Annotated in this window: 21 protein-coding genes; 12 read left to right on the forward strand and 9 right to left on the reverse strand. The window is 58.8% G+C overall.

The window, feature by feature from the left end:
* Positions 1-94 precede the first annotated feature (94 nt).
* The gene (gorA, locus tag LOY36_RS13350) at positions 95-1453 is read left to right on the forward strand and encodes a glutathione-disulfide reductase (protein WP_019651594.1); all 1359 of its coding nucleotides are present in this window, start codon (positions 95-97) and stop codon (positions 1451-1453) included.
* Here gorA and LOY36_RS13355 read toward each other — a convergent pair.
* Positions 1450-2469 carry a DNA-binding protein gene (locus LOY36_RS13355; RefSeq protein ID WP_258673969.1) on the reverse strand — a complete coding sequence of 340 codons (1020 nt, stop codon included), beginning with the start codon at positions 2467-2469 and terminating at the stop codon, positions 1450-1452. The genes gorA and LOY36_RS13355 overlap by 4 nt on opposite strands.
* Before the next feature lie 178 nt (positions 2470-2647).
* Here LOY36_RS13355 and LOY36_RS13360 point away from each other — a divergent pair, with 178 nt between their 5' ends.
* From LOY36_RS13360 to ahpF, 3 genes are all read left to right on the forward strand, one after another.
* Complete coding sequence (locus LOY36_RS13360) at positions 2648-3586, forward strand: site-specific integrase (RefSeq protein WP_258673971.1); 939 nt, start codon at positions 2648-2650, stop codon at positions 3584-3586.
* 138 nt (positions 3587-3724) lie between these two features.
* Positions 3725-4288, forward strand: coding sequence for an alkyl hydroperoxide reductase subunit C (gene ahpC, locus LOY36_RS13365; RefSeq protein WP_007935654.1), 564 nt, complete (start codon positions 3725-3727; stop codon positions 4286-4288).
* A gap of 136 nt (positions 4289-4424) precedes the next feature.
* Positions 4425-5987, forward strand: coding sequence for an alkyl hydroperoxide reductase subunit F (ahpF, locus tag LOY36_RS13370; protein ID WP_258673974.1), 1563 nt, complete (start codon positions 4425-4427; stop codon positions 5985-5987).
* 155 nt (positions 5988-6142) lie between these two features.
* Here the strand turns inward: ahpF and gloA are convergent, their stop codons facing one another.
* On the reverse strand, positions 6143-6664 hold the full coding sequence (gene gloA, locus LOY36_RS13375) for a lactoylglutathione lyase (protein ID WP_007935657.1): 522 nt from the start codon (positions 6662-6664) through the stop codon (positions 6143-6145).
* A 134-nt stretch (positions 6665-6798) separates the two neighbouring features.
* Between gloA and LOY36_RS13380 the strand changes: the two genes are divergently transcribed.
* Positions 6799-7323, forward strand: coding sequence for a DUF4946 domain-containing protein (locus LOY36_RS13380; protein ID WP_258673977.1), 525 nt, complete (start codon positions 6799-6801; stop codon positions 7321-7323).
* Between the two features lie 175 nt (positions 7324-7498).
* Here the strand turns inward: LOY36_RS13380 and LOY36_RS13385 are convergent, their stop codons facing one another.
* The 3 genes from LOY36_RS13385 to LOY36_RS13395 form a co-directional block, all read right to left on the reverse strand.
* Complete coding sequence (locus LOY36_RS13385) at positions 7499-7864, reverse strand: histone-like nucleoid-structuring protein, MvaT/MvaU family (RefSeq protein ID WP_007935661.1); 366 nt, start codon at positions 7862-7864, stop codon at positions 7499-7501.
* 233 nt (positions 7865-8097) lie between these two features.
* Entirely contained in the window at positions 8098-9633 is a 1536-nt protein-coding gene (locus LOY36_RS13390) for an EAL domain-containing protein (protein ID WP_258673978.1), read from the reverse strand.
* Between the two features lie 103 nt (positions 9634-9736).
* A complete protein-coding gene (locus LOY36_RS13395) occupies positions 9737-10609 on the reverse strand; it encodes a LysR family transcriptional regulator (protein ID WP_019649620.1) in 873 nt (290 codons plus the stop codon).
* A 78-nt stretch (positions 10610-10687) separates the two neighbouring features.
* On the opposite strand from LOY36_RS13395, the gene LOY36_RS13400 reads away from it, so the two are divergent.
* The gene (locus LOY36_RS13400; protein WP_258673979.1) at positions 10688-11635 is read left to right on the forward strand and encodes a DMT family transporter; all 948 of its coding nucleotides are present in this window, start codon (positions 10688-10690) and stop codon (positions 11633-11635) included.
* A gap of 246 nt (positions 11636-11881) precedes the next feature.
* A complete protein-coding gene (hppD, locus tag LOY36_RS13405; protein WP_007935668.1) occupies positions 11882-12958 on the forward strand; it encodes a 4-hydroxyphenylpyruvate dioxygenase in 1077 nt (358 codons plus the stop codon).
* 155 nt (positions 12959-13113) lie between these two features.
* Here the strand turns inward: hppD and rarD are convergent, their stop codons facing one another.
* From rarD to LOY36_RS13420, 3 genes are all read right to left on the reverse strand, one after another.
* Positions 13114-13995 (reverse strand): EamA family transporter RarD, encoded by an 882-nt coding sequence (gene rarD, locus LOY36_RS13410; RefSeq protein WP_026345864.1) that lies wholly within the window; start codon positions 13993-13995, stop codon positions 13114-13116.
* 221 nt (positions 13996-14216) lie between these two features.
* Positions 14217-15230 (reverse strand): aldo/keto reductase, encoded by a 1014-nt coding sequence (locus LOY36_RS13415; RefSeq protein ID WP_258673980.1) that lies wholly within the window; start codon positions 15228-15230, stop codon positions 14217-14219.
* Positions 15231-15299: 69 nt separating this feature from the next.
* A complete protein-coding gene (locus LOY36_RS13420; protein WP_258673981.1) occupies positions 15300-16199 on the reverse strand; it encodes a LysR family transcriptional regulator in 900 nt (299 codons plus the stop codon).
* Between the two features lie 113 nt (positions 16200-16312).
* Between LOY36_RS13420 and LOY36_RS13425 the strand changes: the two genes are divergently transcribed.
* On the forward strand, positions 16313-16687 hold the full coding sequence (locus LOY36_RS13425) for a hypothetical protein (RefSeq protein ID WP_258673982.1): 375 nt from the start codon (positions 16313-16315) through the stop codon (positions 16685-16687).
* Positions 16688-17030: 343 nt separating this feature from the next.
* Complete coding sequence (locus LOY36_RS13430) at positions 17031-17390, forward strand: DUF6124 family protein (protein ID WP_258673983.1); 360 nt, start codon at positions 17031-17033, stop codon at positions 17388-17390.
* 225 nt (positions 17391-17615) lie between these two features.
* Here the strand turns inward: LOY36_RS13430 and LOY36_RS13435 are convergent, their stop codons facing one another.
* A complete protein-coding gene (locus LOY36_RS13435; RefSeq protein ID WP_258673984.1) occupies positions 17616-18926 on the reverse strand; it encodes an MFS transporter in 1311 nt (436 codons plus the stop codon).
* A gap of 169 nt (positions 18927-19095) precedes the next feature.
* Between LOY36_RS13435 and LOY36_RS13440 the strand changes: the two genes are divergently transcribed.
* The 3 genes from LOY36_RS13440 (at position 19096) to LOY36_RS13450 (ending at position 23600) form a co-directional block, all read left to right on the forward strand.
* Complete coding sequence (locus LOY36_RS13440) at positions 19096-20226, forward strand: sugar diacid recognition domain-containing protein (RefSeq protein ID WP_258673988.1); 1131 nt, start codon at positions 19096-19098, stop codon at positions 20224-20226.
* Positions 20227-20492: 266 nt separating this feature from the next.
* Positions 20493-21641, forward strand: coding sequence for a glycerate kinase (locus LOY36_RS13445; protein ID WP_258673989.1), 1149 nt, complete (start codon positions 20493-20495; stop codon positions 21639-21641).
* A gap of 333 nt (positions 21642-21974) precedes the next feature.
* A complete protein-coding gene (locus LOY36_RS13450; protein ID WP_258673990.1) occupies positions 21975-23600 on the forward strand; it encodes a methyl-accepting chemotaxis protein in 1626 nt (541 codons plus the stop codon).
* Positions 23601-23607: the final 7 nt, after the last annotated feature.

The following is a 23607-nucleotide window of genomic DNA, read 5'->3' on the forward strand; positions in this document are numbered from 1 at the left end:
CGGGTGGCTTTTTCATTTTTCGGCCCCAAATAGTTTGCAACGCTTGCCCAAAGGGCGCTCGCAGGTATGCTGGTGTCCTGCCGAGGAGATAGAAATGGCCTACGATTTTGACCTATATGTGATTGGTGCCGGTTCTGGCGGTGTGCGGGCTGCGCGGTTTGCGGCCGGTTTTGGTGCGAAAGTCGCCGTGGCCGAGAGCCGCTATCTGGGCGGTACGTGTGTGAACGTTGGCTGTGTGCCGAAAAAACTGCTGGTGTACGGCGCGCACTTCGCCGAAGACTTCGAGCAATCGCAAGGTTTTGGCTGGACTCCGGGTGAAGCAACGTTCGACTGGGCGACGCTGATCGCCAACAAGGATCGCGAGATCAATCGCCTGAACGGTATTTATCGCAATTTGCTGGTCAACAGTGGTGTGGCCTTGCATGAAGGTCACGCGAAAATCGTCGATCCGCATCAGGTCGAGATCAATGGCGAGCGTTACACCGCCAAAAACATCTTGATTGCCACCGGTGGCTGGCCGCAGATCCCGGAGATTCCGGGGCACGAGCATGCCATCAGCTCCAACCAGGCGTTCTTCCTTAAAGAGCTGCCCAAGCGCGTTCTGGTGGTCGGTGGTGGTTACATTGCGGTGGAGTTTGCCGGGATTTTCCACGGGCTGGGCGCCGAGACCACGCTGCTGTATCGCGGTGATCTGTTCCTGCGTGGCTTCGACGGCGCAGTGCGCAAACATTTGCAGGAAGAGTTGACCAAGCGCGGCATGGACCTGCAATTCAATGCCGACATCGAGCGTATCGATAAACAGGCCGATGGCAGTCTGAAGGCGACGCTCAAGGATGGTCGTGAGCTGGAGGCGGATTGCGTGTTCTACGCCACCGGTCGGCGTCCGATGCTCGACAACCTGGGGTTGGAAAACACTGGAGTCAAACTCGACAAGAAAGGTTTTGTCGAGGTCGATGAACAGTATCAAACCGCAGAACCGTCGATCCTGGCCCTCGGTGATGTGATTGGTCGGGTACAACTCACGCCGGTTGCTCTGGCCGAAGGCATGGCCGTGGCGCGGCGCTTGTTCAAGCCTGAGCAATATCGCCCGGTGGATTACAAGATGATCCCGACTGCCGTGTTCAGCTTGCCGAACATCGGCACTGTCGGGCTGACTGAAGAAGAAGCGCGCGAGGCCGGGCACGATGTGGTGATCTTCGAAAGCCGTTTCCGGCCGATGAAGCTGACCCTGACCGAATGCCAGGAACGCACCTTGATGAAACTGGTGGTGGACGCCAAGACCGACAAGGTCCTGGGTTGCCACATGGTCGGCCCGGACGCTGGTGAGATCGTGCAAGGGTTGGCGATCGCCCTGAAAGCGGGCGCGACCAAGCGCGACTTCGACGAAACCATCGGCGTGCATCCGACCGCCGCCGAAGAGTTCGTCACCATGCGCACGCCGGTCGCGGGTTAATCGTTCTTCTGTGGCGCTGATGTGTCTGGCGCTGTCGCAACGACAGCGGCCAGGCGCACGCTTTCATCCAGGCTTGCCTGCAACTTGATCATTTCAACTTCCAGCGCTTTGTTGATGTGCGACTGCTCGTCAATGTTCTGCTTGAGCGACTGGCTTTCCAGCAAGGCAATGCGCAAGCGTTCCTGGAGGAGGGTGCGTTCGCTGTCGATGCGGGTGACCTGTTCCAGTAACTGATCCTGTCGGCTGTTGGTGTGCTTGAGTTGCTCCTGCAACAGGCTCAACTCCCGCAGCGTGCCCCGGTTTTCGGTCAGTAAACGCTCGTTGTCGCGATGCAGTTGGGTGATTTCATCCTGGCGTACCAGAGCGCTTTGCTGGGCCTGACGCAACTCCATCTGAATCTGTTGTACCTGGCCTTCATGGCGTCGCTGTTCCTGCTCGCGCTGATCTTTGACGGCGTTGCGATAGTGCTCCAGCGCTTCACGGGCGTGCAGGTGTTTTTCTTCCAGCGAGCGGATCTGCTCGTCCTTGTCCTGCAAGCGCAATTCGAAATCCGCCAATGCCTGGTTCAATCCGGCGTTGCGGGTTTGCTCGGTTTGCAGCATCGAGCGGGTGTCGTGCAGTTCCGCCGATTCCTGGGTCAGCGCCAGGCTTTGAATTTCGTATTGCTGCTGCAATTCGGTATTGGCCTCGCGGGCCTCGTGCAGCTGGGTTTCCAGTTCTTTTCGTTGTTGCTCGAACTGCGCGCGTGCCTGGTCGATGGGTTCTTGCGCCTGTTCTTTCAGGCGTTGCGCCAGCCGCGCCACCAGCGCTGTCAGCTCATCATCGATCGGTTCGGAAGGTGCTGGCGCGGGTTCGGCACCGTCATCGAGCTCTTTCAGATAGCGATAAATCGTGGTTTTCGAGCCGGTATTGCCCATTTCGATCCGCACTGCGTCGATGCTCGGGTGTTCGCCCCGGGCGAGGATTGCCGAGCGTGCCGCTTGCACCAGTGCCTTGTTTACGCCGCCACGTGCCATGTGTTCTCCTACGATTTGATACTGTGGTACGTACCACTAATATGAGCAATGTACCATGCCGTGAATAAAGTTAAAAACTTGTGATAACTCATACGGGATATACTGGTATTACCCCGTGTGATCAGCTGTAGACCGGGTTTTCAATCGCCAACGCGGTACGTTTTCGAGCACTGAGCCCATGACCGATCTGGATCGCTACCTGCAAGCCGCTACCCGCGACAACACCCGTCGCAGCTATCGTGCGGCCATCGAGCATTTCGAAGTCAGTTGGGGCGGGTTCCTGCCGGCGACCAGCGATAGCGTTGCGCGATACCTGGTTGCACATGCGGGCGTGCTGTCGATCAATACCTTGAAGTTGCGCTTGTCCGCGCTAGCCCAGTGGCACAACAGCCAGGGTTTCGCCGATCCGACCAAGGCGCCCGTGGTGCGCAAAGTGTTCAAAGGCATTCGCGCGTTGCACCCGGCCCAGGAAAAACAGGCTGAGCCGTTGCAGTTGCAGCATCTGGAGCAAGTGATCGCCTGGCTGGAGCAGGAAGCGCAATCCGCAAGGGCGCAGGGCGATCGAGCGGGATTGCTGAGAGCCAAGCGCGACACCGCGTTGATCCTGCTGGGCTTCTGGCGTGGTTTTCGTAGCGATGAGCTGTGCCGCCTGCAGATTGAGCATGTACAAGCCAGCGCCGGCTCAGGCATCACCCTCTACCTGCCACGCAGCAAGAGCGATCGCGAGAACCTCGGGCAGACTTACCAGGCACCCGCCTTGCAGCGCCTGTGTCCGGTGCAGGCCTATATCGAATGGATGACCGAAGCCGTGTTGGTCCGTGGCCCCGTGTTTCGTGGCATCGATCGCTGGGGCCATTTGAGCGAGGAGGGCTTGCACGCCAATAGCGTGATCCCGTTGCTGCGCCAGGCACTGGAGCGCGCCGGCATTGCGGCCGAGCACTACACCAGTCACTCCCTGCGTCGTGGCTTCGCCACCTGGGCCCATCAGAGCGGTTGGGATTTGAAGTCGTTGATGAATTACGTGGGCTGGAAGGATATGAAGTCAGCCATGCGCTATGTTGAAGCCAGCCCGTTTCTCGGGATGACCCGAATCGCTGAAAAGCCGTTGGCGCTGTAGATCACGTTTTCTTCTATTAATACGCTCGGCTAATAGCGAAAACAAATCAGCAGCATCAGGTTTGCCAATGAGCCAACCGGCGATCGGGTGGGTAGGATTCACCACATCAACTTCTTAACCCCTGACGGAGAGTCACCGATGCCTATCATCAACAGCCAAGTTAAACCGTTCAAAGCTAACGCCTTCAAAAACGGCGACTTCGTACACGTGTCGGACGCTGACCTGAAAGGCAAGTGGTCGGTCGTTTTCTTCTACCCAGCTGACTTCACCTTTGTTTGCCCGACCGAACTGGAAGACCTGGCTGACAACTACGCCGAGTTCCAAAAACTGGGCGTCGAGATTTACAGCGTTTCCACCGATACCCACTTTGCCCACGCTGCCTGGCACAACACTTCGCCAGCCATCGGCAAAATCCAGTACACCATGATCGGCGACCCGACTCATGTCATCTCCCGCAACTTCGACGTGCTGATCGAAGAAGCTGGCCTGGCTGACCGTGGCACCTTCGTGATCAACCCTGAAGGCCAGATCAAAATCGTTGAACTCAACGATGGCGGTGTAGGTCGTGACGCTTCCGAACTGCTGCGCAAAATCAAGGCCGCTCAATACGTCGCTGCTCACCCGGGCGAAGTGTGCCCAGCCAAGTGGAAAGAAGGCGAAGCCACTTTGGCTCCGTCCCTGGACCTGGTCGGCAAGATCTAAGTCTGTGACGCGCTTCATCAGGGCGGAACTCCGCACCTCCTAAGTAAGCTGCACCGCCCTATAAAAACGCCCGGGCGAGATTCGCTCGGGCGTTTTTTTTCGACTTCTTTTTAACAAATACATGGAAATCGCCCGTATGTTGGACGCCAATCTTAAAGCCCAGTTGAAATCGTACCTGGAACGGGTCACCCAGCCGATCGAGATCGTTGCATCCCTCGACGACGGTGCGAAATCCCAGGAAATGCTCGCGTTACTCAAAGACGTTGCCAGTCTTTCCACCCAGATTACTTTGCTCGACAACGGTAACGATGCGCGTAAACCATCGTTCTCGATCAATCGCCCGGGAGCCGATATCAGCCTGCGTTTCGCCGGCATCCCGATGGGCCACGAATTCACATCGCTGGTGCTGGCCTTGCTGCAAGTCGGCGGCCACCCATCGAAAGCCAGTGCCGACGTTATCGAGCAGATCCGCTCGCTCAAAGGCGAGTTCAACTTCGAGACTTACTTCTCGCTGTCCTGCCAGAACTGCCCGGATGTGGTTCAGGCGCTGAACCTGATGGCCGTGCTGAACCCGAACATCCGCCACGTTGCCATCGACGGCGCGCTGTTTCAGACCGAAGTTGACGAGCGCCAGATCATGGCCGTGCCAAGCGTTTACCTGAACGGTGTGAACTTTGGCCAAGGTCGCATGGGTCTGGAAGAAATCCTCGCCAAGATCGACACCAGCGGCATCGAGCGTCAGGCCGAGAAGATCAGCGCCAAACAAGCCTTTGACGTGCTGGTCGTCGGCGGTGGCCCGGCCGGTGCTTCAGCGGCAATTTACGCCGCTCGTAAAGGCATTCGCACCGGCGTGGCGGCTGAACGTTTTGGTGGCCAGGTGCTCGACACCATGGCCATCGAGAACTTCATCTCCGTACAGGAAACCGAAGGGCCGAAACTGGCCGTGGCCCTGGAAGAACACGTCAAGCAGTACGACGTGGACATCATGAACCTGCAGCGCGCCGACAAACTGGTGCCGGGCAAAAATGGCGAGCTGCACGAAATCCACTTCGCCAGCGGCGCGTCCTTGAAAGCCAAGACCGTGATCCTCGCCACCGGCGCGCGCTGGCGTGAAATGAACGTTCCGGGTGAGCAGCAATACCGCAACAAGGGCGTGGCGTACTGCCCGCACTGTGACGGTCCGCTGTTCAAAGGCAAGCGTGTGGCGGTGATCGGTGGCGGCAACTCCGGCGTCGAAGCGGCCATCGACCTGGCCGGGATCGTGTCCCACGTAACCCTGCTGGAGTTCGACGTGCAACTGCGTGCCGATGCGGTGTTGCAGCGCAAGTTGCACAGCCTGCCGAACGTCACCGTGATCACCAGTGCGCAAACCACTGAAGTGACCGGTGATGGCCAGAAGGTCAACGGCCTGCGCTACAAGGATCGTCAGTCGGATGAGTTGCGCACTGTCGAGCTGGAAGGGATCTTTGTGCAGATCGGTCTGTTGCCTAATACCGATTGGCTCAAAGGCACCATCGAGCTGTCGCCGCGCGGCGAGATCATCGTCGATGCCCGTGGTGAGACGTCGATCCCCGGCGTGTTCGCGGCCGGCGACGTGACCACCGTGCCGTACAAGCAGATCGTGATTGCAGTAGGCGAGGGCGCCAAGGCTTCCCTGAGCGCATTCGATCACTTGATCCGAACTTCGGCGCCGGCATAAACGCCGCCCCTGAAAACACAAAACCCCATGAGTGATCATGGGGTTTTTTGTGGGTGGATCAAAAGATCGTCCGAACGCGGCCCGAGCCTGCGGCAGCTCCTACAGAATCGAGCCTGGCTTGGCTTTTGTAGGAGCTGCCGAAGGCTGCGATCTTCTTACAACGGTGCCGGCTGAATGATTTCGACCCAGTAGCCATCCGGGTCCTTGATGAACGCCAGGCTCTTCATGCGACCGTCATTCAGGCGTTTCTGGAAATCGCAGCCCAGGGCTTCAAAACGTTCGCACGCGGCGCGGATGTCTGGCACCGAGATGCAGATATGGCCGAAGCCGCGCGGGTCGGTGTTGCCGTTGTGGTAGGCGAAATCCGCGTCGTTCTCGGTGCCGTGGTTGTGGGTCAGTTCGAGAATGCCGGGGATCGATTTCATCCACTCGGTGCGGGCAGCGGCATCGGCCGGGATCTGGTTTTTATCGACCAGCGCCAGGAAGTACAGGCTGAACTCGGCTTCCGGGAAATCACGCTTTTCCACCAGCGAGAAACCCAGGACGCGGGTGTAGAAATCCAGCGACCGGGTGATGTCCTTGACCCGCAGCATGGTGTGGTTGAAGACGAACTTCTGGGTGGCGGTGTCAGGTTGGGCGGTCACACCAGGAAATGTATTGAGTTCGTGCAGGCTCATGGGCCCTCCGGAAATTCCAAGAATGTTCACAATGATACGCAAGGGCCCAGGCATCACCAAACCAAAACCGCAGGCTTGCCTGCCGGGCGAGTGAAGCTCAGACTTCGCGGCTCAATCCGTGAGTGTTCATTACAATGATCCGACCCTGTCAATTGATGTTCATCCTGATGTGTCTGCTTTCAGGTGTTACCCGTGCTGATGCAGAAGCTCCGGTCGTGACCTGGCCCAATGGATGGACTGTCGAGACCGTTCCGCAAGACGAGGCCAAGCCTCAGGTTTCCCGGCAGCGCGCGGTAAAAAACGACCAGGACGGGACACCGGTAATGGTGATGGAGTTGACCATGACTCAAGTGGAAAGCGGTCATCAGGTGAATCTGGAAGGTGTGTTACTGGAAATGCGCAAGTCCGTGCAGAAGGACTTTTTTCAGGGCGGCTATCAGAGCGTCTGCAACAAAATTCATCCTACTGCCTTGAGCCGGTTATCGGCGCTGGAAACTACCTGCACCATTACCCAGAACGGTCGACATGTGTTGTCTCAAACATTGGTCGCCGCAGTGGACGGCGATAAAGCCTATGTTCTTTCCTGCGCGGGGCAGGCTGAGGTTTATAAGGCAAGTCAGGGCGACATAGAGGCAGCTCGAAACAGCTTGAAACTTTAGTTTAAGGTTTCTGCGCCCACGCTTTTGAGCATGGCCCGGATTTTTAGATAGCCAAACGGATTAAGCACAAAGTTAGTAAGTCTATAGCGAGTTGATCGGCGACTATCGTCGCATTTTAGACGGCATCCATGAAAAAGCCCTGCATTGGCAGGGCTTTTTTTATTACCGTGAGCGCTTAGGCACGCAGCCAGGAGTCAACGGTGGCTGCACCGTATTGTTCCTTCCAGGCTTTCAGGCCGCGGTGGTTGCCGCCCTTGGTTTCAATCAGTTCACCGGTGTGCGGGTTCTGATAAACCTTGACTACGCGAGCGCGGCGGGTTTTAGGGGCTGTTGCCTGCTGCAGGCCGGATTTCGCCGGGTGCGGGTCGAGGATGGCGATGATGTCGCGCAGGCTCTTACCGTAGGTTTTCATCAGCCCCTGGAGCTTTTCTTCGAATTCGATTTCTTTCTTGAGCCCGGCATCGTTCTTCAGCGATTCCAACTGCTTGAGCTGTTCTTGAAGGGCCTTTTCAGCTGCACGGAATTCAGCGAGTCTGGACAATATCTTTACTCCAATAGTGTGTTTGGCTGAAACCAACCGCAAACAAAGCTATAAGCCAAGAGCCTTGAAGCGACTCGGTGATAATGGTACGCCTGCCGATTTTGCACAGGTATGAAAAATTGTAGTAGTTAAATGGCCAAGAGTAAATCCTGACTTTTTCTTCATGTAACAAGAGTAGTCTTTTGATTCAATTTGGTGCGCATCATCATGATCTCGGCGCTTAACGTGGCTAGTTAATGATCACTTAATGCACTAATGAATTCTGCTCCGGGCATCGGTCGACCGAACAGATAACCTTGCAGAAAGTTCACGCCATGGGCGGTCAAATAGTCACTTTGCTCCTCGGTTTCCACACCTTCAGCGACGATACCCAGATCGAGTTTGGCCGAGAGTTCGATGATGCTGTCCAGAATGTGCCGGGAGAGGGCATCGACACCGATCATGGCGACAAAGCTCTGGTCGATTTTCAGGAAGTCCACATTGAACTGACGCAAGTAACCGAGGCTTGAATGGCCGGTGCCAAAGTCGTCGATGGCGATCATCACGCCCAGCGCGCGAAGCTGTTCGAACAACTGCAGGGTAATGGCTGTCGGTTCGACCAGTTCGCGCTCGGTCAACTCCAGCACTAAATGGACACTGCCCGGTGCAAAGGCACTGAGGAATTCACGGCAGTCTTCGACAAGCGCAAGATCCCGGCAATGACTGGCGGTGATGTTGATGCCAATGTGGAATGGCCCCTCGAACGATGCCGACAAGGGCGCCAGCAATGTGGCGGTCTGTTGCATCAGCGAGCGGGTCATCGGCACGATCAGACCGGAATGTTCGGCAAACGGGATGAACAGATCCGGACGCACCAGGCCTTCCCTGGGATGTTTCCAGTGCATCAATACTTCGGTGCCGGACCACAGTTTATTGTCGCCATGCACCACGGGCTGAAAGTAAGGAATGAATTCTGCTGCCTCCAGCGCCCGCTGCATTTCACGGCTGGGCGACATCGAGCGCTTCTGCAGCACATGCCCGATCGAACCTGACACCAGGCCGAAGAACATCAACAGACTGAACAGTGGCGGGTATTCACTACGCATGTAACGCCAGGTTTCTCCTTCGGGGAAACCTGCGGCCACCGTAAAGGCATAACGCGAGGACGTCAGCGTACTTTGTGCTACCGGCAAGGCGGGCGGGGCGTCCTCGTGAACTTTGCCGTCGGCAGACAACCAGTTGGGACCGACTTGTAGCAACAGTAATGTCTTGCGGCCGATCAGGCGCAATTCGTTGCTCAGGTGATAACCGTTCAGCGTGGTCAATGCCCCTTTATTTCCTTCGCTGAGCCGATACACCAACAGCGCGGTATTGGGCGTGACGGGGTTGCCGTTCATGAGCCATAACTGGCCTTGGGTGTAGTCGCCGGGATTGACCTTTTCCTGATATTCACCGAACAACGAACTGCAATAGAGGTTGTCGTCCCACACCAGGTTGGTCGAGCGCACGAAGGGCCGGCGCGTAACTTGTTCGCGCAAGGCCAGTTTGACGTCATTGCAGTTTTTGCCAGCCAGCGGCAGGAGCTCCTGCGCCGCTTGGGCGGTGTTGTCGAGCATCAGTTCGAACTGGCGAATGGATTCTTCGCCAGTCAGTTCAGTACTCTGCTTGAGGGTACGTTCAGCCTGCAGATAGAGAATGGCGACTCCCAGCAACACCGGGAGCAATCCGCTCAAAACAGTCACAGTGATCCGGGTGCCACGCTTGCGGCGACTTTTGACGTTCAGTGGCATTCGCAAATCCATCGCGATAAAAGAGGGCTCTCAAAGGTTGGCAGGTCGACATGCCTCCCAAAAGAGTTCAGCCATGATAGTTGGCTATCGGCCCTTATGCCGCTCAACCTTTAATCAATCTTGAGGCCAGTTTAATAAAGGCCAGCGTCGCGGGGGATGACTGACGCTGATCGAGCACCGCCAGACCAACCTGGCGGCTGATGGGGGGTGACAGTGGCTTTTTCACGTAGCGGCTGTGGTCGCCATCGGGCAGTGAGCCTTCGGCGACCACGGTCAGGGCGTCGCCACGAGCTACCGTGTCCAGCGTGCTGAGCAACTGCGAGCAGCGATACCGAATGTTCGGCGTCAATCGCGCCGCATTGAACAGGCGCGACACCAGCTCCGAAGACCCGGCCTCGGTCAGCACAAAAGGGTCGTGGCACAAGTCGATCAAACTCACGCTGTCGCGACCGGCCAGTGCATGATCGGCAGGCAGCAGCGCGACCATCTGATCTTCGATCAGTGCAATCGTGTCAAAACGTTCCTGGGGTAACACCACGAAACCAATATCGATACGCCGCTCTTCCAGCCATTGGAGCACCTGGCGGTCCGGGCCTTCGTCGATGTGAACCTCGATGCCCGGGTGTGCAGCGCGGTAGTGCTGCAAGATCCTCGGCAGCAGCTTGATCGATGAGGTCGGGCCGAACGAGCCTATACGCAGAGTGCCGGTTTTCATCCCGCGTGAATCGGCCGCCTCCTGACGCAAAGTGTTGGCCAACCCGAGCATCGCCCGAGCGCGCAGTAATAGCTGCTGGCCGATATCACTGAGCTCGACCTGGGACTGATGCCGACGCAGCAGTTCGACGCCCAATTCCTGTTCCAGCGACTTGAGTGCGTGGGAGACCGCAGACTGGGAAATCTCCAAACGATGGGCGGCCGCCGTGAAGCCGCGCAGTTCGGCCACCAGCGAGAAAATCTCGAGTTGAGTGAGGGTCATGAGTTTTTACTCATTTTACGATGATCGATCATTAGTCGAATGATACGCCACATGCCCGATTTCTGGCGGTGGAGACTTATGACTGCGTGTGAACAGACCCTTGTGAACTCTTCGGATGTGCCGGTTTATCTGAAACTGGCGGCGGTCACCATGATCTGGGGCGGGACGTTCGTCGCCGGGCGGTTTCTGGCCGACAGCCTCAGTCCGTTATTCGCTGCGAGTCTGCGGTTCCTGCTGGCGAGCGTGGCGTTGCTGTTGTTCCTGCTGCTGGCGCGGGTGCCCTTGATGCGGCCCAGCCCCAGGCAATGGTTGCAATTGGCGCTGTTGGGATTCTTCGGGATTTTCTTCTACAACCTGTGCTTCTTTTACGGGTTGCATTACATCAACGCGTCTCGGGCATCATTGATCGTAGCGTTGAATCCAGCGGTGATCGGCCTGGCGTCGTGGCTGCTGTTCAAGGAGCGGCTGAGTCGGGCGAAAGTGGTCGGTATTGCGATCTGCATTGCTGGCGCCAGCCTGGTGATCGTCAGCCGCAATCCGCAGTTACTGGCCGGCGATGCCGATGCCTGGATTGGCGACTTGTTGATCTTCGGCTGCGTGCTCGGCTGGGGCATCTATTCGCTGTTCTCAAAAGGCCTGAATCAAACACTGGGGCCGGTGCAGACGGTGACGTACTCGATTTTGCTCGGCACGCTGATGCTCTGGGTGACCAGCGCCGTGCGGGGCGAGTTGAGTGTCGCGGCGCTCACCGGGCTCGGCGCGCAACAATGGTTGAGCCTGATGTACCTGGGCGTGCTGGGTTCGGCGTTGGCCTACATTGGTTATTACGACGGCATCCGCAAAATCGGCGCGACACGCTCGGGCGTGTTCATCGCCTTGAACCCTTTGACTGCTGTTCTTCTCGGCGCGTTGTTGTTGGGCGAACAGCTGACACTGGCGATGTGCCTGGGCGGCGGGCTGATCCTGGCGGGGATTTTCCTGTGCAACAAACCGCTTGCGCAGGCCGCGAAAAAGGGGATTGTATAAGAAGGCGGACAAACTGATTTACGCTGTGTAGAATCCGGTTACGCATATAAGAATAATCGTCTTCTGGCAGCAGAAGCCTCGCCCGCAAGAGCCTTGGGTCGACAATGAAGATATTTGGGTTCCAATTGATCTACGGTGACTTCCTCGCCCGCAGCGTGAGGGGCATCTCCTGCGCGCCACCCGCCGGTCTCAGCATTGCTAGCAACTAACGATCCGTTAATTCTAAAAGCATGATGAGGCGCCAAAATGGCAGATTTATACGAAAACCCAATGGGCCTGATGGGCTTTGAGTTCATCGAATTCGCATCGCCGACCCCGAACACCCTGGAGCCGATCTTCGAGATCATGGGCTTCACCAAGGTCGCGACCCACCGTTCCAAAGACGTGCACCTGTATCGCCAGGGCTCGATCAACCTGATCCTCAACAACGAACCCCACAGCGTGGCCTCGTACTTCGCGGCCGAGCACGGCCCGTCGGTGTGCGGCATGGCGTTCCGGGTCAAGGATTCGCAAAAGGCCTACAAGCGTGCCCTGGAACTCGGCGCCCAGCCGATCCACATCGAAACCGGTCCGATGGAATTGCACCTGCCGGCGATCAAAGGCATCGGCGGCGCGCCGCTGTACCTGATCGACCGTTTCGGTGAAGGCAGCTCGATCTACGACATCGACTTCGTGTTCATCGAAGGTGTGGACCGCAACCCGGTCGGCGCCGGTCTGAAGATCATCGACCACCTGACCCACAACGTGTATCGCGGTCGCATGGCCTACTGGGCCAACTTCTACGAGAAGCTGTTCAACTTCCGCGAAATCCGTTACTTCGACATCAAAGGCGAATACACCGGCCTGACATCCAAAGCGATGACCGCGCCGGACGGCATGATCCGCATCCCGCTGAACGAAGAGTCGTCCAAGGGCGCCGGGCAGATCGAAGAGTTCCTGATGCAGTTCAACGGCGAGGGCATCCAGCACGTGGCGTTCCTCACCGATAACCTGATCGATACCTGGGACCGCCTGAAGAAAATCGGCATGCGCTTCATGACGCCGCCGCCGGACACCTACTATGAAATGCTCGAAGGCCGTTTGCCGAACCACGGCGAGCCGGTTGATCAACTGCAAGCACGGGGCATCTTGCTGGACGGTTCGTCCGAGCCGGGCGACAAGCGTCTGCTGCTGCAGATTTTCTCGGAAACCCTGATGGGGCCGGTGTTCTTCGAGTTCATCCAGCGTAAAGGCGACGATGGTTTCGGCGAAGGCAACTTCAAGGCTCTGTTCGAATCCATCGAGCGCGACCAGGTTCGTCGCGGTGTGCTCTCCACCGATTAAGCCGTTCCAGTTGTAGAAAAGCCCGGTCGTTTGACCGGGCTTTTTTAGATCAAAAGATCGCAGCCTTCGGCAGCTCCTACATTGACTGTGTTCGCCGCGATATTTGTGGATGAACACTCACCTGTAGGAGCTGCCGCAGGCTGCGATCTTTTGCGTCATGAACGTCGATGACGCATCAAATGCTTGAATCCCTCAAACACCAACACCACCACCGCCAGCCAGATCGGAATGTAGGTCAGCCATTCGCCGGCCTTGATGCTTTCCCCCAACAGCAACGCAACGCCCAGCAACAGCACGGGCTCGACGTAACTCAACAACCCGAACAGGCTGAACGGCAGCAGCCGGCTGGCAATGATGTAGACCACCAGCGCCGAAGCGCTGATCACCCCGAGCAGGGGAATCAACAGCGACAGCCACGGATGTTGATCGAACACGCCAAAACCTTGTTCACCTCCCTGCACGAACCAGAACGCCACCGGCAGCATCAACGCCATGTCCAGCCAGAGCCCGCCAAGGTTGTCCGTGGCCAGGCGTTTGCGCAGGATGAAATAGATCGGATAGCCGATCACCACCAGCAGGGTCGCCCAGGAAAAACCGCCGACCTGATACAACTCGTTGAGCACGCCGAGGCTGGCGAAGAACACGGCTATTTTCTGCAGGTAGGAAAGGCGCTCGCCATAGACGATTCGCCCGGTGAGGACCATGGACAGCGGCAACAGGAAATACCCCAGCGACACGTCAAGGCTATAGCCGTTGAGTGGCGCCCACATGAACAACCAGAGTTGCAGGCCCAGCAGCACTGCCGAGCCGATCAGGGCGATGAGCAACTTCGGTTTGGCGGCCAGCCGCCGAAGAATCTCGACCACGCGTTTCCATTCGCCGGACACCACCATGAACACGGTCATGCAGGGCGCGGTCAGCAACATCCGCCAACCGAAAATCTCCACGCCACTCAAGGGGGAGAGCAGTGAGGTGTAGTAATACATGACGGCAAACAGCATCGAGGCTGTGACCGATAGAGCGATACCTTTAGACAAACTGTCCTCGCGGGTTGAAGGTCAAACGGGGCGCGCAGGATACGTGGTTTTTGTGCTGAATATTGGCCAAGTGATCGATATTTTCAACATCGCTGACCCCTGTAGGAGCTGCCGCAGGCTGCGATTTTTTGATCTTGCCCTTCAAAAATCAAAAGATCGCAGCCTGCGGCAGCTCCTACACGACCGGAATGGACACAAATCGAGCCTGGTCGCGATAAATCTCAAGCCGTACGCGGTTTGCGTCCCGGCATAAAATGGCTCACATCATTGAACCCCGGTGTCGACGCATGCCCCGGTGTCACCAGCGAATCGATAAAGGCTTCATCTTCCGCCGTGATTTTCACCGCCAGCGCCTTGGTGTATCCGTCCCATTGTTCTTCGGTGCGCGGACCGACGATGGCCGAGGTGACGGCGCTGTTGTTCAACACCCAGGCGATGGCGAACTCGACGATGCCCACGCCACGGTCCCGGGTGTATTGCTGGATCTGCTGGGCAATGCGCAAAGACTCGACCCGCCATTCGGTTTCCAGGATGCGTTTGTCCTGGCGACCGGCGCGGCTGTTGGCGTCCGGTGTCACATCCGGCGCGTACTTGCCGCTGAGCACACCGCGCGCCAGCGGACTGTAAGGCACCACGCCGAGGCCATAGTTTTGCGCGGCGGTGATCTGCTCGGTTTCCGCCTGGCGGTTGACGATGTTGTACAGCGGCTGGCTGATCACCGGCCTGTCGACGCCGAGTTTGTCGGCCAAACGAATCACTTCGGCGATACGCCAACCACGGTAGTTCGACAGGCCCCAGTAGCGGATCTTGCCCTGACGAATCAGATCGCCGATGGCCGACACCGTAACTTCCAGCGGCGTATTGTGGTCTTCGCGGTGCAGGTAATAGATGTCCAGATAATCGGTGCCCAACCGCGTCAGGCTGGCGTCGATGCCATTGAACAAGTGCTTGCGGCTCAAACCGCTGCGGTTCGGCACACCGTCCACTGGACCGAAGCCGACCTTGGTGGCGAGCACCCATTCGTGGCGGTGGCTGGCGATCGCTTCGCCGACGATCTCTTCGGAACGTCCATTGGTGTACACGTCCGCGGTGTCGATGAAGTTGATGCCCTGGTCCCAGGCCTTGCCGATGATCCGCAGGGAATCTTCGGTGCTGGTCTGTTCGCCGAACATCATGGTGCCCAATGTGAGGGTCGACACCTGTAAACCCGAATGACCCAGCGTGCGATAGCTCATGACGAAATCCTTTTACCGGTGAGAAAGCTTCAATCAAATACCAAGAACCGCAGCGCGGAGCAATCTGAATTATCGGCGCAATGCCTCACAACGCTCCTGCAAAAACGCTTGCAGCACTTTTACCCGTTCCGACACCTGCACCCGATGCGGGCACAGCAAATTGAACGGCACGCTTTCGCCTTGCCAGCCATCGAACAGCGTTACCAGGCGCCCGGCCAGCACATCGGCGGCGACGTCGAGCCAAGCCTTATAGGCGATGCCATGCCCGGCCAGGGCCCAGCGGCGGGCAACTTCGCCGTCGTCGCTGAGGTAGTCGCCGTGCACCTGAACCTCCATCACTTCATCGCCACGGCTGAAACGCCATTGGTTGTAGGGCCGGCCATCGCGTAGGTAGAGCAGGGCGCTGTGTTCGCTCAGTTCCGCCGGGGTTAACGGCACGCCGCACCGGGCCAGATATTCGGGGCTGGCGCAGGCCACGCGGCGATGCCGTGGCAGAATCGGCAGCGCCACCAACGTCGAGTCACTCGGCACACCGAAGCGCAGAGCCACATCGACCGTCTCGCGGAACAGGTCGGCATGGCGATCGTTGAGCAGTAGCTGAAATTGAATGTGCGGATGCTCGCGTTTGAAGTCGTCGAGCCACGGCAACAGCACGTTGCGCCCGAAGTCCGATGGCGCGGCCAGTTGCAGCACGCCGCTCAAGCCTTGGGTTTGTTGCTTGAGCGCCTGCTCACCTTCGGCCAGCGCGGCAAGCGCCAGTCGCACGCTTTCCAAATAACGCCGGCCTTCTTCGGTCAGGCGCATGCTTCGCGTGGAACGGGCCAGCAAGCGGATGCCGAGGCGGGTTTCCAGGCGTTTGAGGGCGATGCTGGCCGCCGCCGGGGTCAGCTCCAGGGCGCGGGCAGCGGCGGAAATGCTGCCGGAGTCGGCGGTGCGAACGAAGATCTCCAGGTCGAGAATCGAGCTCATTGGTAAAAATCCTTTAAAGATCCTTCTTTAATACCGGGATTTTTTCGTGATTGGCAAGCGTGGATACTCTAATCAATGAACTTCTAATCAATGAACAGCCGCAGGAGACGACCATGACGTGGACCTTCGATCATCTGGCATTCAACACCGCCGACGGCCAGACGCTGCAAGACACCTTCCTAGCCGTGCTGGGATTGGCGCCAGGACGCCGCCCACCATTCCCGTTCCCCGGACGCTGGTTGTATCAGGATGCGCAGGCGCTGGTGCATGTGATTGAGCAGCCGACGTTCGATGAGCCGGCGTTGAGCCACATTGCCTTTCGCACCGATGAGGACGCTGCCACGGTGTTGCGACGGGTGCAGGCCAGCGGTTTGCCGTATCAGGTGGCGCAGGTGCCGGAAGACGGGATCTGGCAGGTTTTCGTGCAGATGCCGGGTGGGTTGGTGATTGAACTGGATGCCAAGGCAGGAAATCTGGCGAGCGTTTAACGGCGATGTTTAAAAGACATTTCCAGATACTCACTCAGGCTACATATTCTTGCGCCGCTGCCTACGACTGCGCCAGAATCCGCCGGCTAGTGCATCTTTGGCCTGGGCTATATCGTTTCTCTGTCGCTGAAAAACAGCGATCGGGTTTGGTAGCCCGGGTCTCTATTTGCACAGCACTACCTTTTGCTGAGATTTTTCGTCTCGTCTTTATGGTGGTCATGCGCAGGGCGCCTTCGGGCGCGCCGTTTTCCTAGAGCCCGGTCTACCAACCTGCGTCTGGCCACCACCCCTCGTTTGGTAGCGAGAGTGATGGCTCCTTTTAAGTGCTTTAGGAGTTTCATCTATGTTCAAACCAACGCCGAATCCACCAGAAGCGGACGACGTTTCCCCCTACGAAACCCCCGATTCCAAAAAACTCAACGAAGCCGCCGAGCGCGCCCTCGATCATTACCTCAAACCGCCCACCCCCAAAGCCACCAAGCGCAAACCCAGCACCATTTACCATGTCGGTGAGAAGGTCGATAACGAAACCCTGCTGGTCAACGCCTGCGAATCCCTGGCATCGGCGAGCATGATGCTCAGCGAGTTCGCCGGGCTGATGGACATGCCACATCGCAACATAATGCTGGGGATTCAATCGGTGGTCATGCTTGGCGAATTGGCCGTCAACCGAGTGCTGGATAACCTCGATCCACAAGGCTAACGAAAGTCTGTGGTGAGAGCACTTATTGTGGCGAGGGAGCTTGCTCCCGCTCGGCTGCGCAGCAGTCGTAATACCAGCGAATGCGGTTTATCTGATGTAACCGGGATGAATGGTTTTGGGGTCGCTACGCAACCCAGCGGGAGCAAGCTCCCTCGCCACAAAAGCAATTGCGAATGCATGGAATGAGAAACGGCCCGAGAGGGCCGTTTTTGTTTTCACTGCACCTTAAACCCGCAACGTCCGGGTCATGCGCAACGCCAGCAAACTGCCGCACACAATCACGCCCGCCAGCAGGTATAACGCCGCATCGGTGGACCCGGTGCTGTCCTTGACCCAACCCACCAGATACGGGCTGAGGAAACCCGCCATCTGCCCCATCGAGTTGATCAACGCCAAACCACCGGCAGCCGCACCGGCGCTGAGCATCGCCGTTGGCACCGGCCAGAACATCGGCAAACCGGTGAGGGCGCCCATGGTGGCGAGGGTCAGGCCGAGGATTGCAATGGCTGGGGTGGTCGCGAAGTTCACGGCGATCAACAGGCCGACTGCACCCATCAGCATCGGCACCACCAGGTGCCAGCGGCGTTCTTTGCGCAGGTCGGCCGAGCGACCGACCATCAACATGAACACCGCCGCCAGCAAGTACGGAATCGCGCTGAGCCAGCCGATCACCAGGTTATCGCTGAAACCCAGGTTCTTGATGATCGACGGCAGCCAGAAGTTAATCGCGTAAACACCGCTCTGGATGCAGAAGTAGATCAATCCAAAGGCCCAGATCGCCGGGTTCTTGAACACTGCCCGCAAGGAGTCGGTGGTGGTTTTCGGCTTGCTGGCCAGGTCTTCTGCGTGGTCGGCCTCAAGCACCGAACGTTCGTACGGGGTCAGCCACTTGGCGTTGGCGTAACTGTCGCTGAGCAGGAAATAGGCGAGGGCACCGAGAATCACGGTCGGGATGCCTTGCAGCAGGAACATCCACTGCCAGCCGGCCAAACCGGCCTGGGCTGCGCCGAAGTGGTTGAGGATCCAGCCGGAAAACGGGCTGCCCAGCAGGCCCGATACCGGGATTGCCGACATGAACAGCGCCATGATGCGGCCACGGCGGAACGTCGGGAACCACTGCGAGAGGTAAAGCACCACGCCCGGGAAGAACCCGGCTTCGGCGGCGCCGGTGAACAGGCGCAGGGTGTAGAACTCGGTCGGGGTGGAGACGAACAGCAGGCACGTCGAGAGCGTGCCCCAAGTCATCATCATCAACGCGATCCAGCGTCGTGGGCCGAACTTGGTCAGGGCCAGGTTGCTCGGTACGCCGCACAGGACGTAGCCGATGAAGAAAATCCCGGCACCGAGGCCGTACACGGTTTCGCTGAATTTCAGCGCGTCGAGCATCTGCAGTTTGGCAAACCCGACGTTCACCCGGTCGAGGTAGTTGAACAGGTAGCAGATGAAGATGAAGGGGATCAAACGCAGGGTAATGCGTTTGTAGACGGCGTTCTTGTCGTCAGCGTTGGCCAGGGTAGCTGTGGCGCTCTGTGACATGGCGGGCTCTCTCTTTATTATGATTTTTTGCGACGCAAGGGTAACGTTGATCGCCCGGTGAGTCTCGGCCACCCCTTGGGTGGTTGTCTTTGTGCCTGAGCACAGGGTTTGCGACCAACGCCTGTGCGGCTGAACAACCCGTTCCATCACGTTTTCAAGGATCCCCGCTATGTTCGAACTCGATCACGACCTGGCCCAGGACATCGTCGACCGGGCGATGGCCATCCTGCCCTACAACGTCAATGTCATGGACAGTCAGGGGCTGATTCTCGGCAGCGGTGAGCCGGAGCGCATCAACACCCGTCACGAAGGCGCGCAACTGGTGCTGGCCAACGGGCGCGTGGTGGAGATCGACGCGCAAACGGCGATCCATCTCAAGGGCGTGCAACCGGGCATTAACCTGCCGCTGTTGCTCGATCAGCGTTTGATTGGTGTGCTGGGCATCACCGGCGAGCCGGAGCAATTGCGCACTTACGCCGAACTGGTCCGCATGACCGCCGAGATGCTGGTGGGCCAGCGCAATCAGCAGGCCGAGCAGCAATGGCGGCGCCAGCGGTGCGACGATCTACTGGCGTTGCTGCTGAGCGAAGCGGGGGATTCGCCGCGGTTGCTGGACGAAGCGCAGCAACTGGGGCTCAAGCCGCAGCTGACGCGGGTGCCGTATCTGTTCGAGTTGGGCATCGAACACGGCCCGAGCCAGACCGTCGAAGCGCTCAGCGCCTGGTTGATGTCGCGCTATCCGGACAGTTGGTGCGTGAGTTCGGCCAAATCTTCATTGCTCTGGTGCCGCCCGGCGACGCCTGCGGTCGAGAACGAACGATTGCTGGAAAAGCTCGATGGCCTGGGCTGGAACATTTTGCGCATCGCCGTGGGCGGGCAGGCCGATGGCTTGTCGGGGTTGCGTCGCTGCTATCGACGGGTCGGCGATTTGCTGGCCTACGGGCGCGATGTGTTGCCGCATTCGCGCTTGTTGATCCTGAACCGTTATCGGCTGCCGGTGATGCTCTGGCGGCACCGCGACGACGATGCGCTGGATGAACTGCTGCGGCCATTGCACAAAGTCATCGCCAAGGATGGCAACGGCCAACTGCTGGCGACCCTGCGCAGTTGGTGCGAACACGACGGCCAGAGCCAGGCTTGCGCCGATGCCCTGGGCATCCACCGCAACAGTTTGCGTTATCGCATGGAGCGGATCGCCGAACTCAGCGGCGTCGACCCGCTGAAACTGGACGGAATGCTCGCGCTGTACCTTGGTGTCCAGCTCCTGCCCCAAACCGAACTGCCGACCACCGTCCCGTAGCAGCTGCCGAGCTAGCGAGGCTGCGTTCGGCGGCGAAGCCGTCGTAAATTCTATCAATACGGTTTACCTGACACACCGCGCCGCATGATTTCACGACGGCTGCGCCGCCGAACGCAGCCTCGCAGGCTCGGCAGCTGCTACGACGAACACTGCGGGCAAGGATTTTGTGAAATTGAACAATAATCCTCACGACCGCTTGTGCAGCGGACCGGCGTTATTGTTCAGGCCTGCTGGCAGCATGGACGCATTGGAACTGGAGAATTCGCATGAAAATCGTCATTGCCCCCGATTCGTTCAAGGACAGCCTGAGTGCCCAGGGTGTGGCCGACGCCATCGCGCTGGGGTTGGCGCAGGTCTGGCCAGACGCACAATTGCTCAAGTGCCCGATGGCTGATGGTGGCGAAGGCACGGTCGAGTCGATTCTGGCCGCGTGCGCCGGAGAACTGCGCCGCACCCCTGTTCGCGGGCCGTTGGGCGCCACGGTCGATGCTGCTTGGGGCTGGTTGCCGCAGAGTCATACCGCGATCATCGAAATGGCCGAGGCCAGTGGCCTGCAACTGGTCCCGCCGAACCTGCGCGATGCCTGCACCAGCAGCACTTTCGGCACCGGCGAATTGATCCGCGCTGCGTTGGATGCCGGGGCGCAACGGGTGATTCTGGCGATTGGCGGCAGCGCCACCAACGACGGCGGTGCCGGGGCGATGCAGGCCTTGGGCGTGAAGCTGCTGGATGCTCAGGGCCAAACCGTGGCGCCGGGTGGTCTGGCGCTGGCGCAACTGGCCCGTCTCGATCTGAGCGACATTGACCCGCGTCTGGCCGCAGTGCGCTTCGACATCGCCGCCGACGTCAATAATCCGTTGTGCGGCCCGCAGGGTGCGTCAGCGATTTTCGGCCCGCAGAAAGGCGCGTCGCCCGAGCAAGTCCAGCAACTGGACCTCGCTCTCGGGCACTTTGCCGAGCTCTGCGCGCAAGCTCTGGACAAAGATGTGCGCGATGAACCGGGCAGCGGCGCGGCGGGTGGTCTGGGGTTTGCCGCGAAGGCGTTTCTCGGCGCGCAATTCCAGGCCGGTGTGGAAGTGGTCGCCGAACTGGTGGGGCTGGCCGAGGCGGTTAAAGGTGCCGACCTGGTAATCACCGGCGAAGGTCGTTTCGATGCGCAGACATTGCGCGGCAAAACCCCGTTTGGCGTGGCGCGCATTGCACGGCAGCAGGGCGTGCCGGTCATCGTCATCGCCGGCACCTTGGGCGAGGGGTATCAGGCTCTGTACGAGCATGGCATCGATGCGGCGTTTGCATTGGCGAGCGGGCCAATGACCCTGGAACAGGCCTGCGCCGAGGCGCCGCGATTGTTGCGTGAGCGCGCCAGTGATATCGCGCGGGTTTGGCGGGTGGCCGCCCGCAAAATCCAGAACTGACACCATTCCCAGTAGCAGCTGCCGAGCCTGCGAGGCTGCGTTCGGCGGTGAAACCGTCGTGAAATCATGCGACGCGGTGTTTCAGGGAAACCTTGCTTGCAGGATCTACGACGGCTTCGCCGCCGAACGCAGCCTCGCAGGCTCGGCAGCTGCTACACGTTTGAAAAATATTTCTCCAGCCCCCTGCAAAAATCCTAAACCCCGGCCGATACAGCCAATAGGCGTACACAAACCTATTACAACAGTGGCGCCAAACTGAAAGGTGCGCGCCATCGCCCGCCCGCCAGTGATTACGGCAAGGATGCTCGCCGCCTCAATTACCGAGATCATCCTATGTCCCTGCGTAATCTGAAAATCGCGCCTCGAGCTTTCCTCGGTTTCGCCTTCATTGCCCTGCTGGTCATTGTGTTGGGTGTGTTTGCGGCGAATCGCATGTCGATCATCCGACAGGCCTCTGTGGATATGGAAAGCAATCAGCTTCCCAGCGTCGGCTTCTTGGGTGTCATGACCGAAAACGTGCTGCGTCTGCGGATTCTCTCGTTCCGGGTTCTGGTGAACCGTGAGCCCGCGAGCCTGCAAGAAGCAGAAACCCGGATCGGGGTACTGGTGGACAAGGTCAAGCAGGCACAGGCTGGTTATGCGGCATTGCCGGCCGGCGATGAGGAAGCGGCGTTATTCAAGACATTCTCGGCCACGCTGGACAAATACCTGCAAGCGGTGCGCGAGATGATGGAGCTTTCGCGGCAGAACAAACTGGATGAAATGCTCAACCTGATCAACACCCGGATCAAGGACGGTACCGATCAGATGGGCGAGCAGTTGAACAAGTTGATTGCCATCAACAAGGCTGGCGCGACTGCGGCCGATGCCGAGGCCAAAGAGCAGTTTGCCTTTGCCACCAATGGCATCATCGTGGTCTCGGCGGTCGCTGCCCTGATGACCGTGCTGCTGGCCTGGCTGTTGACCCGCAGTATCATCACGCCGCTGAACCGTGCGGTGCTTGCGGCCGAAACCATTGCCAGCGGCAACCTGAGCAAGGTCATCGAAGTCGACGGCAACGACGAACCGGCGCGTTTACTCGGCGCCTTGGCCACCATGCAGACGAACCTGCGCAAGACCATCGAACAGATCGCCGGCTCCGCGACGCAACTGGGCGCAGCCGCCGAAGAGCTCAGCACCGTGACCCAGGAAGCGTCCCGTGGCCTGCAACAACAAAACAACGAGATCGAACAAGCCGCCACCGCCGTCAACGAAATGACCGCCGCCGTGGAAGAAGTGGCGCGCAACGCAGTGTCGACGTCCGAAGCCTCGAACCAGTCGACCCAGGCCGCCCGTGAAGGTCGTGACCGAGTGGTGGAAACCGTCGACGCGATCCAGACCATGACCCATGACGTGCAAAACACTGCACTGATGATCGAAGGGCTGGCCACTCAGGGCCGCGACATCGGCAAAGTGCTGGACGTGATCCGCGCCATTGCCGAGCAGACCAATCTGCTGGCCCTCAACGCCGCCATCGAAGCCGCCCGTGCCGGGGAGGCCGGACGTGGCTTTGCGGTGGTGGCGGACGAGGTCCGGGCGTTGGCCCATCGCACCGCGCAATCGACCCAGGAAATCGAGAAAATGGTCGCCGGCATTCAGAACGGCACCGGTGAAGCGGTCTCCTCGATGCAGCAAAGCAATCAGCGCACCCAAAGCACCCTGGAAATGGCCCGTGCGGCGGGTGTCGCCCTGGAACAGATCACTTCATCGATTCAGCTGATCAATGAACGCAACCTGGTGATCGCCAGCGCCTCGGAAGAACAGGCCCAGGTGTCCCGTGAAGTCGACCGCAACCTGGTGAACATCCGCGACCTGGCCACCCAGTCGGCGGCCGGTGCCAACCAGACCAGCGCCGCCACCCATGAACTGTCACGACTGGCGGTAGATTTGAACGCAATGGTGGCGCGTTTCGTGATTTGAGATAGGG

The sequence above is a fragment of the Pseudomonas sp. B21-019 genome (genome assembly GCF_024749225.1).
Lineage (GTDB): Bacteria > Pseudomonadota > Gammaproteobacteria > Pseudomonadales > Pseudomonadaceae > Aquipseudomonas.

What these genes read in the sequence shown, in the direction of transcription:
- hppD (WP_007935668.1), top strand. Translation starts at nt 11,882, where the DNA reads ATGGCAGATTTATACGAAAACCCAATGGGCCTGATGGGCTTTGAGTTC.
- ahpC (WP_007935654.1), top strand. Translation starts at nt 3,725, where the DNA reads ATGCCTATCATCAACAGCCAAGTTAAACCGTTCAAAGCTAACGCCTTC.
- LOY36_RS13355 (WP_258673969.1), bottom strand. Translation starts at nt 2,469, where the DNA reads ATGGCACGTGGCGGCGTAAACAAGGCACTGGTGCAAGCGGCACGCTCG.
- LOY36_RS13390 (WP_258673978.1), bottom strand. Translation starts at nt 9,633, where the DNA reads ATGCCACTGAACGTCAAAAGTCGCCGCAAGCGTGGCACCCGGATCACT.
- ahpF (WP_258673974.1), top strand. Translation starts at nt 4,425, where the DNA reads ATGTTGGACGCCAATCTTAAAGCCCAGTTGAAATCGTACCTGGAACGG.
- LOY36_RS13400 (WP_258673979.1), top strand. Translation starts at nt 10,688, where the DNA reads ATGACTGCGTGTGAACAGACCCTTGTGAACTCTTCGGATGTGCCGGTT.
- LOY36_RS13445 (WP_258673989.1), top strand. Translation starts at nt 20,493, where the DNA reads ATGAAAATCGTCATTGCCCCCGATTCGTTCAAGGACAGCCTGAGTGCC.
- LOY36_RS13395 (WP_019649620.1), bottom strand. Translation starts at nt 10,609, where the DNA reads ATGACCCTCACTCAACTCGAGATTTTCTCGCTGGTGGCCGAACTGCGC.
- gloA (WP_007935657.1), bottom strand. Translation starts at nt 6,664, where the DNA reads ATGAGCCTGCACGAACTCAATACATTTCCTGGTGTGACCGCCCAACCT.
- LOY36_RS13425 (WP_258673982.1), top strand. Translation starts at nt 16,313, where the DNA reads ATGACGTGGACCTTCGATCATCTGGCATTCAACACCGCCGACGGCCAG.
- gorA (WP_019651594.1), top strand. Translation starts at nt 95, where the DNA reads ATGGCCTACGATTTTGACCTATATGTGATTGGTGCCGGTTCTGGCGGT.
- LOY36_RS13360 (WP_258673971.1), top strand. Translation starts at nt 2,648, where the DNA reads ATGACCGATCTGGATCGCTACCTGCAAGCCGCTACCCGCGACAACACC.
- LOY36_RS13420 (WP_258673981.1), bottom strand. Translation starts at nt 16,199, where the DNA reads ATGAGCTCGATTCTCGACCTGGAGATCTTCGTTCGCACCGCCGACTCC.
- LOY36_RS13435 (WP_258673984.1), bottom strand. Translation starts at nt 18,926, where the DNA reads ATGTCACAGAGCGCCACAGCTACCCTGGCCAACGCTGACGACAAGAAC.
- LOY36_RS13450 (WP_258673990.1), top strand. Translation starts at nt 21,975, where the DNA reads ATGTCCCTGCGTAATCTGAAAATCGCGCCTCGAGCTTTCCTCGGTTTC.
- LOY36_RS13415 (WP_258673980.1), bottom strand. Translation starts at nt 15,230, where the DNA reads ATGAGCTATCGCACGCTGGGTCATTCGGGTTTACAGGTGTCGACCCTC.
- LOY36_RS13430 (WP_258673983.1), top strand. Translation starts at nt 17,031, where the DNA reads ATGTTCAAACCAACGCCGAATCCACCAGAAGCGGACGACGTTTCCCCC.
- LOY36_RS13440 (WP_258673988.1), top strand. Translation starts at nt 19,096, where the DNA reads ATGTTCGAACTCGATCACGACCTGGCCCAGGACATCGTCGACCGGGCG.
- LOY36_RS13380 (WP_258673977.1), top strand. Translation starts at nt 6,799, where the DNA reads ATGATCCGACCCTGTCAATTGATGTTCATCCTGATGTGTCTGCTTTCA.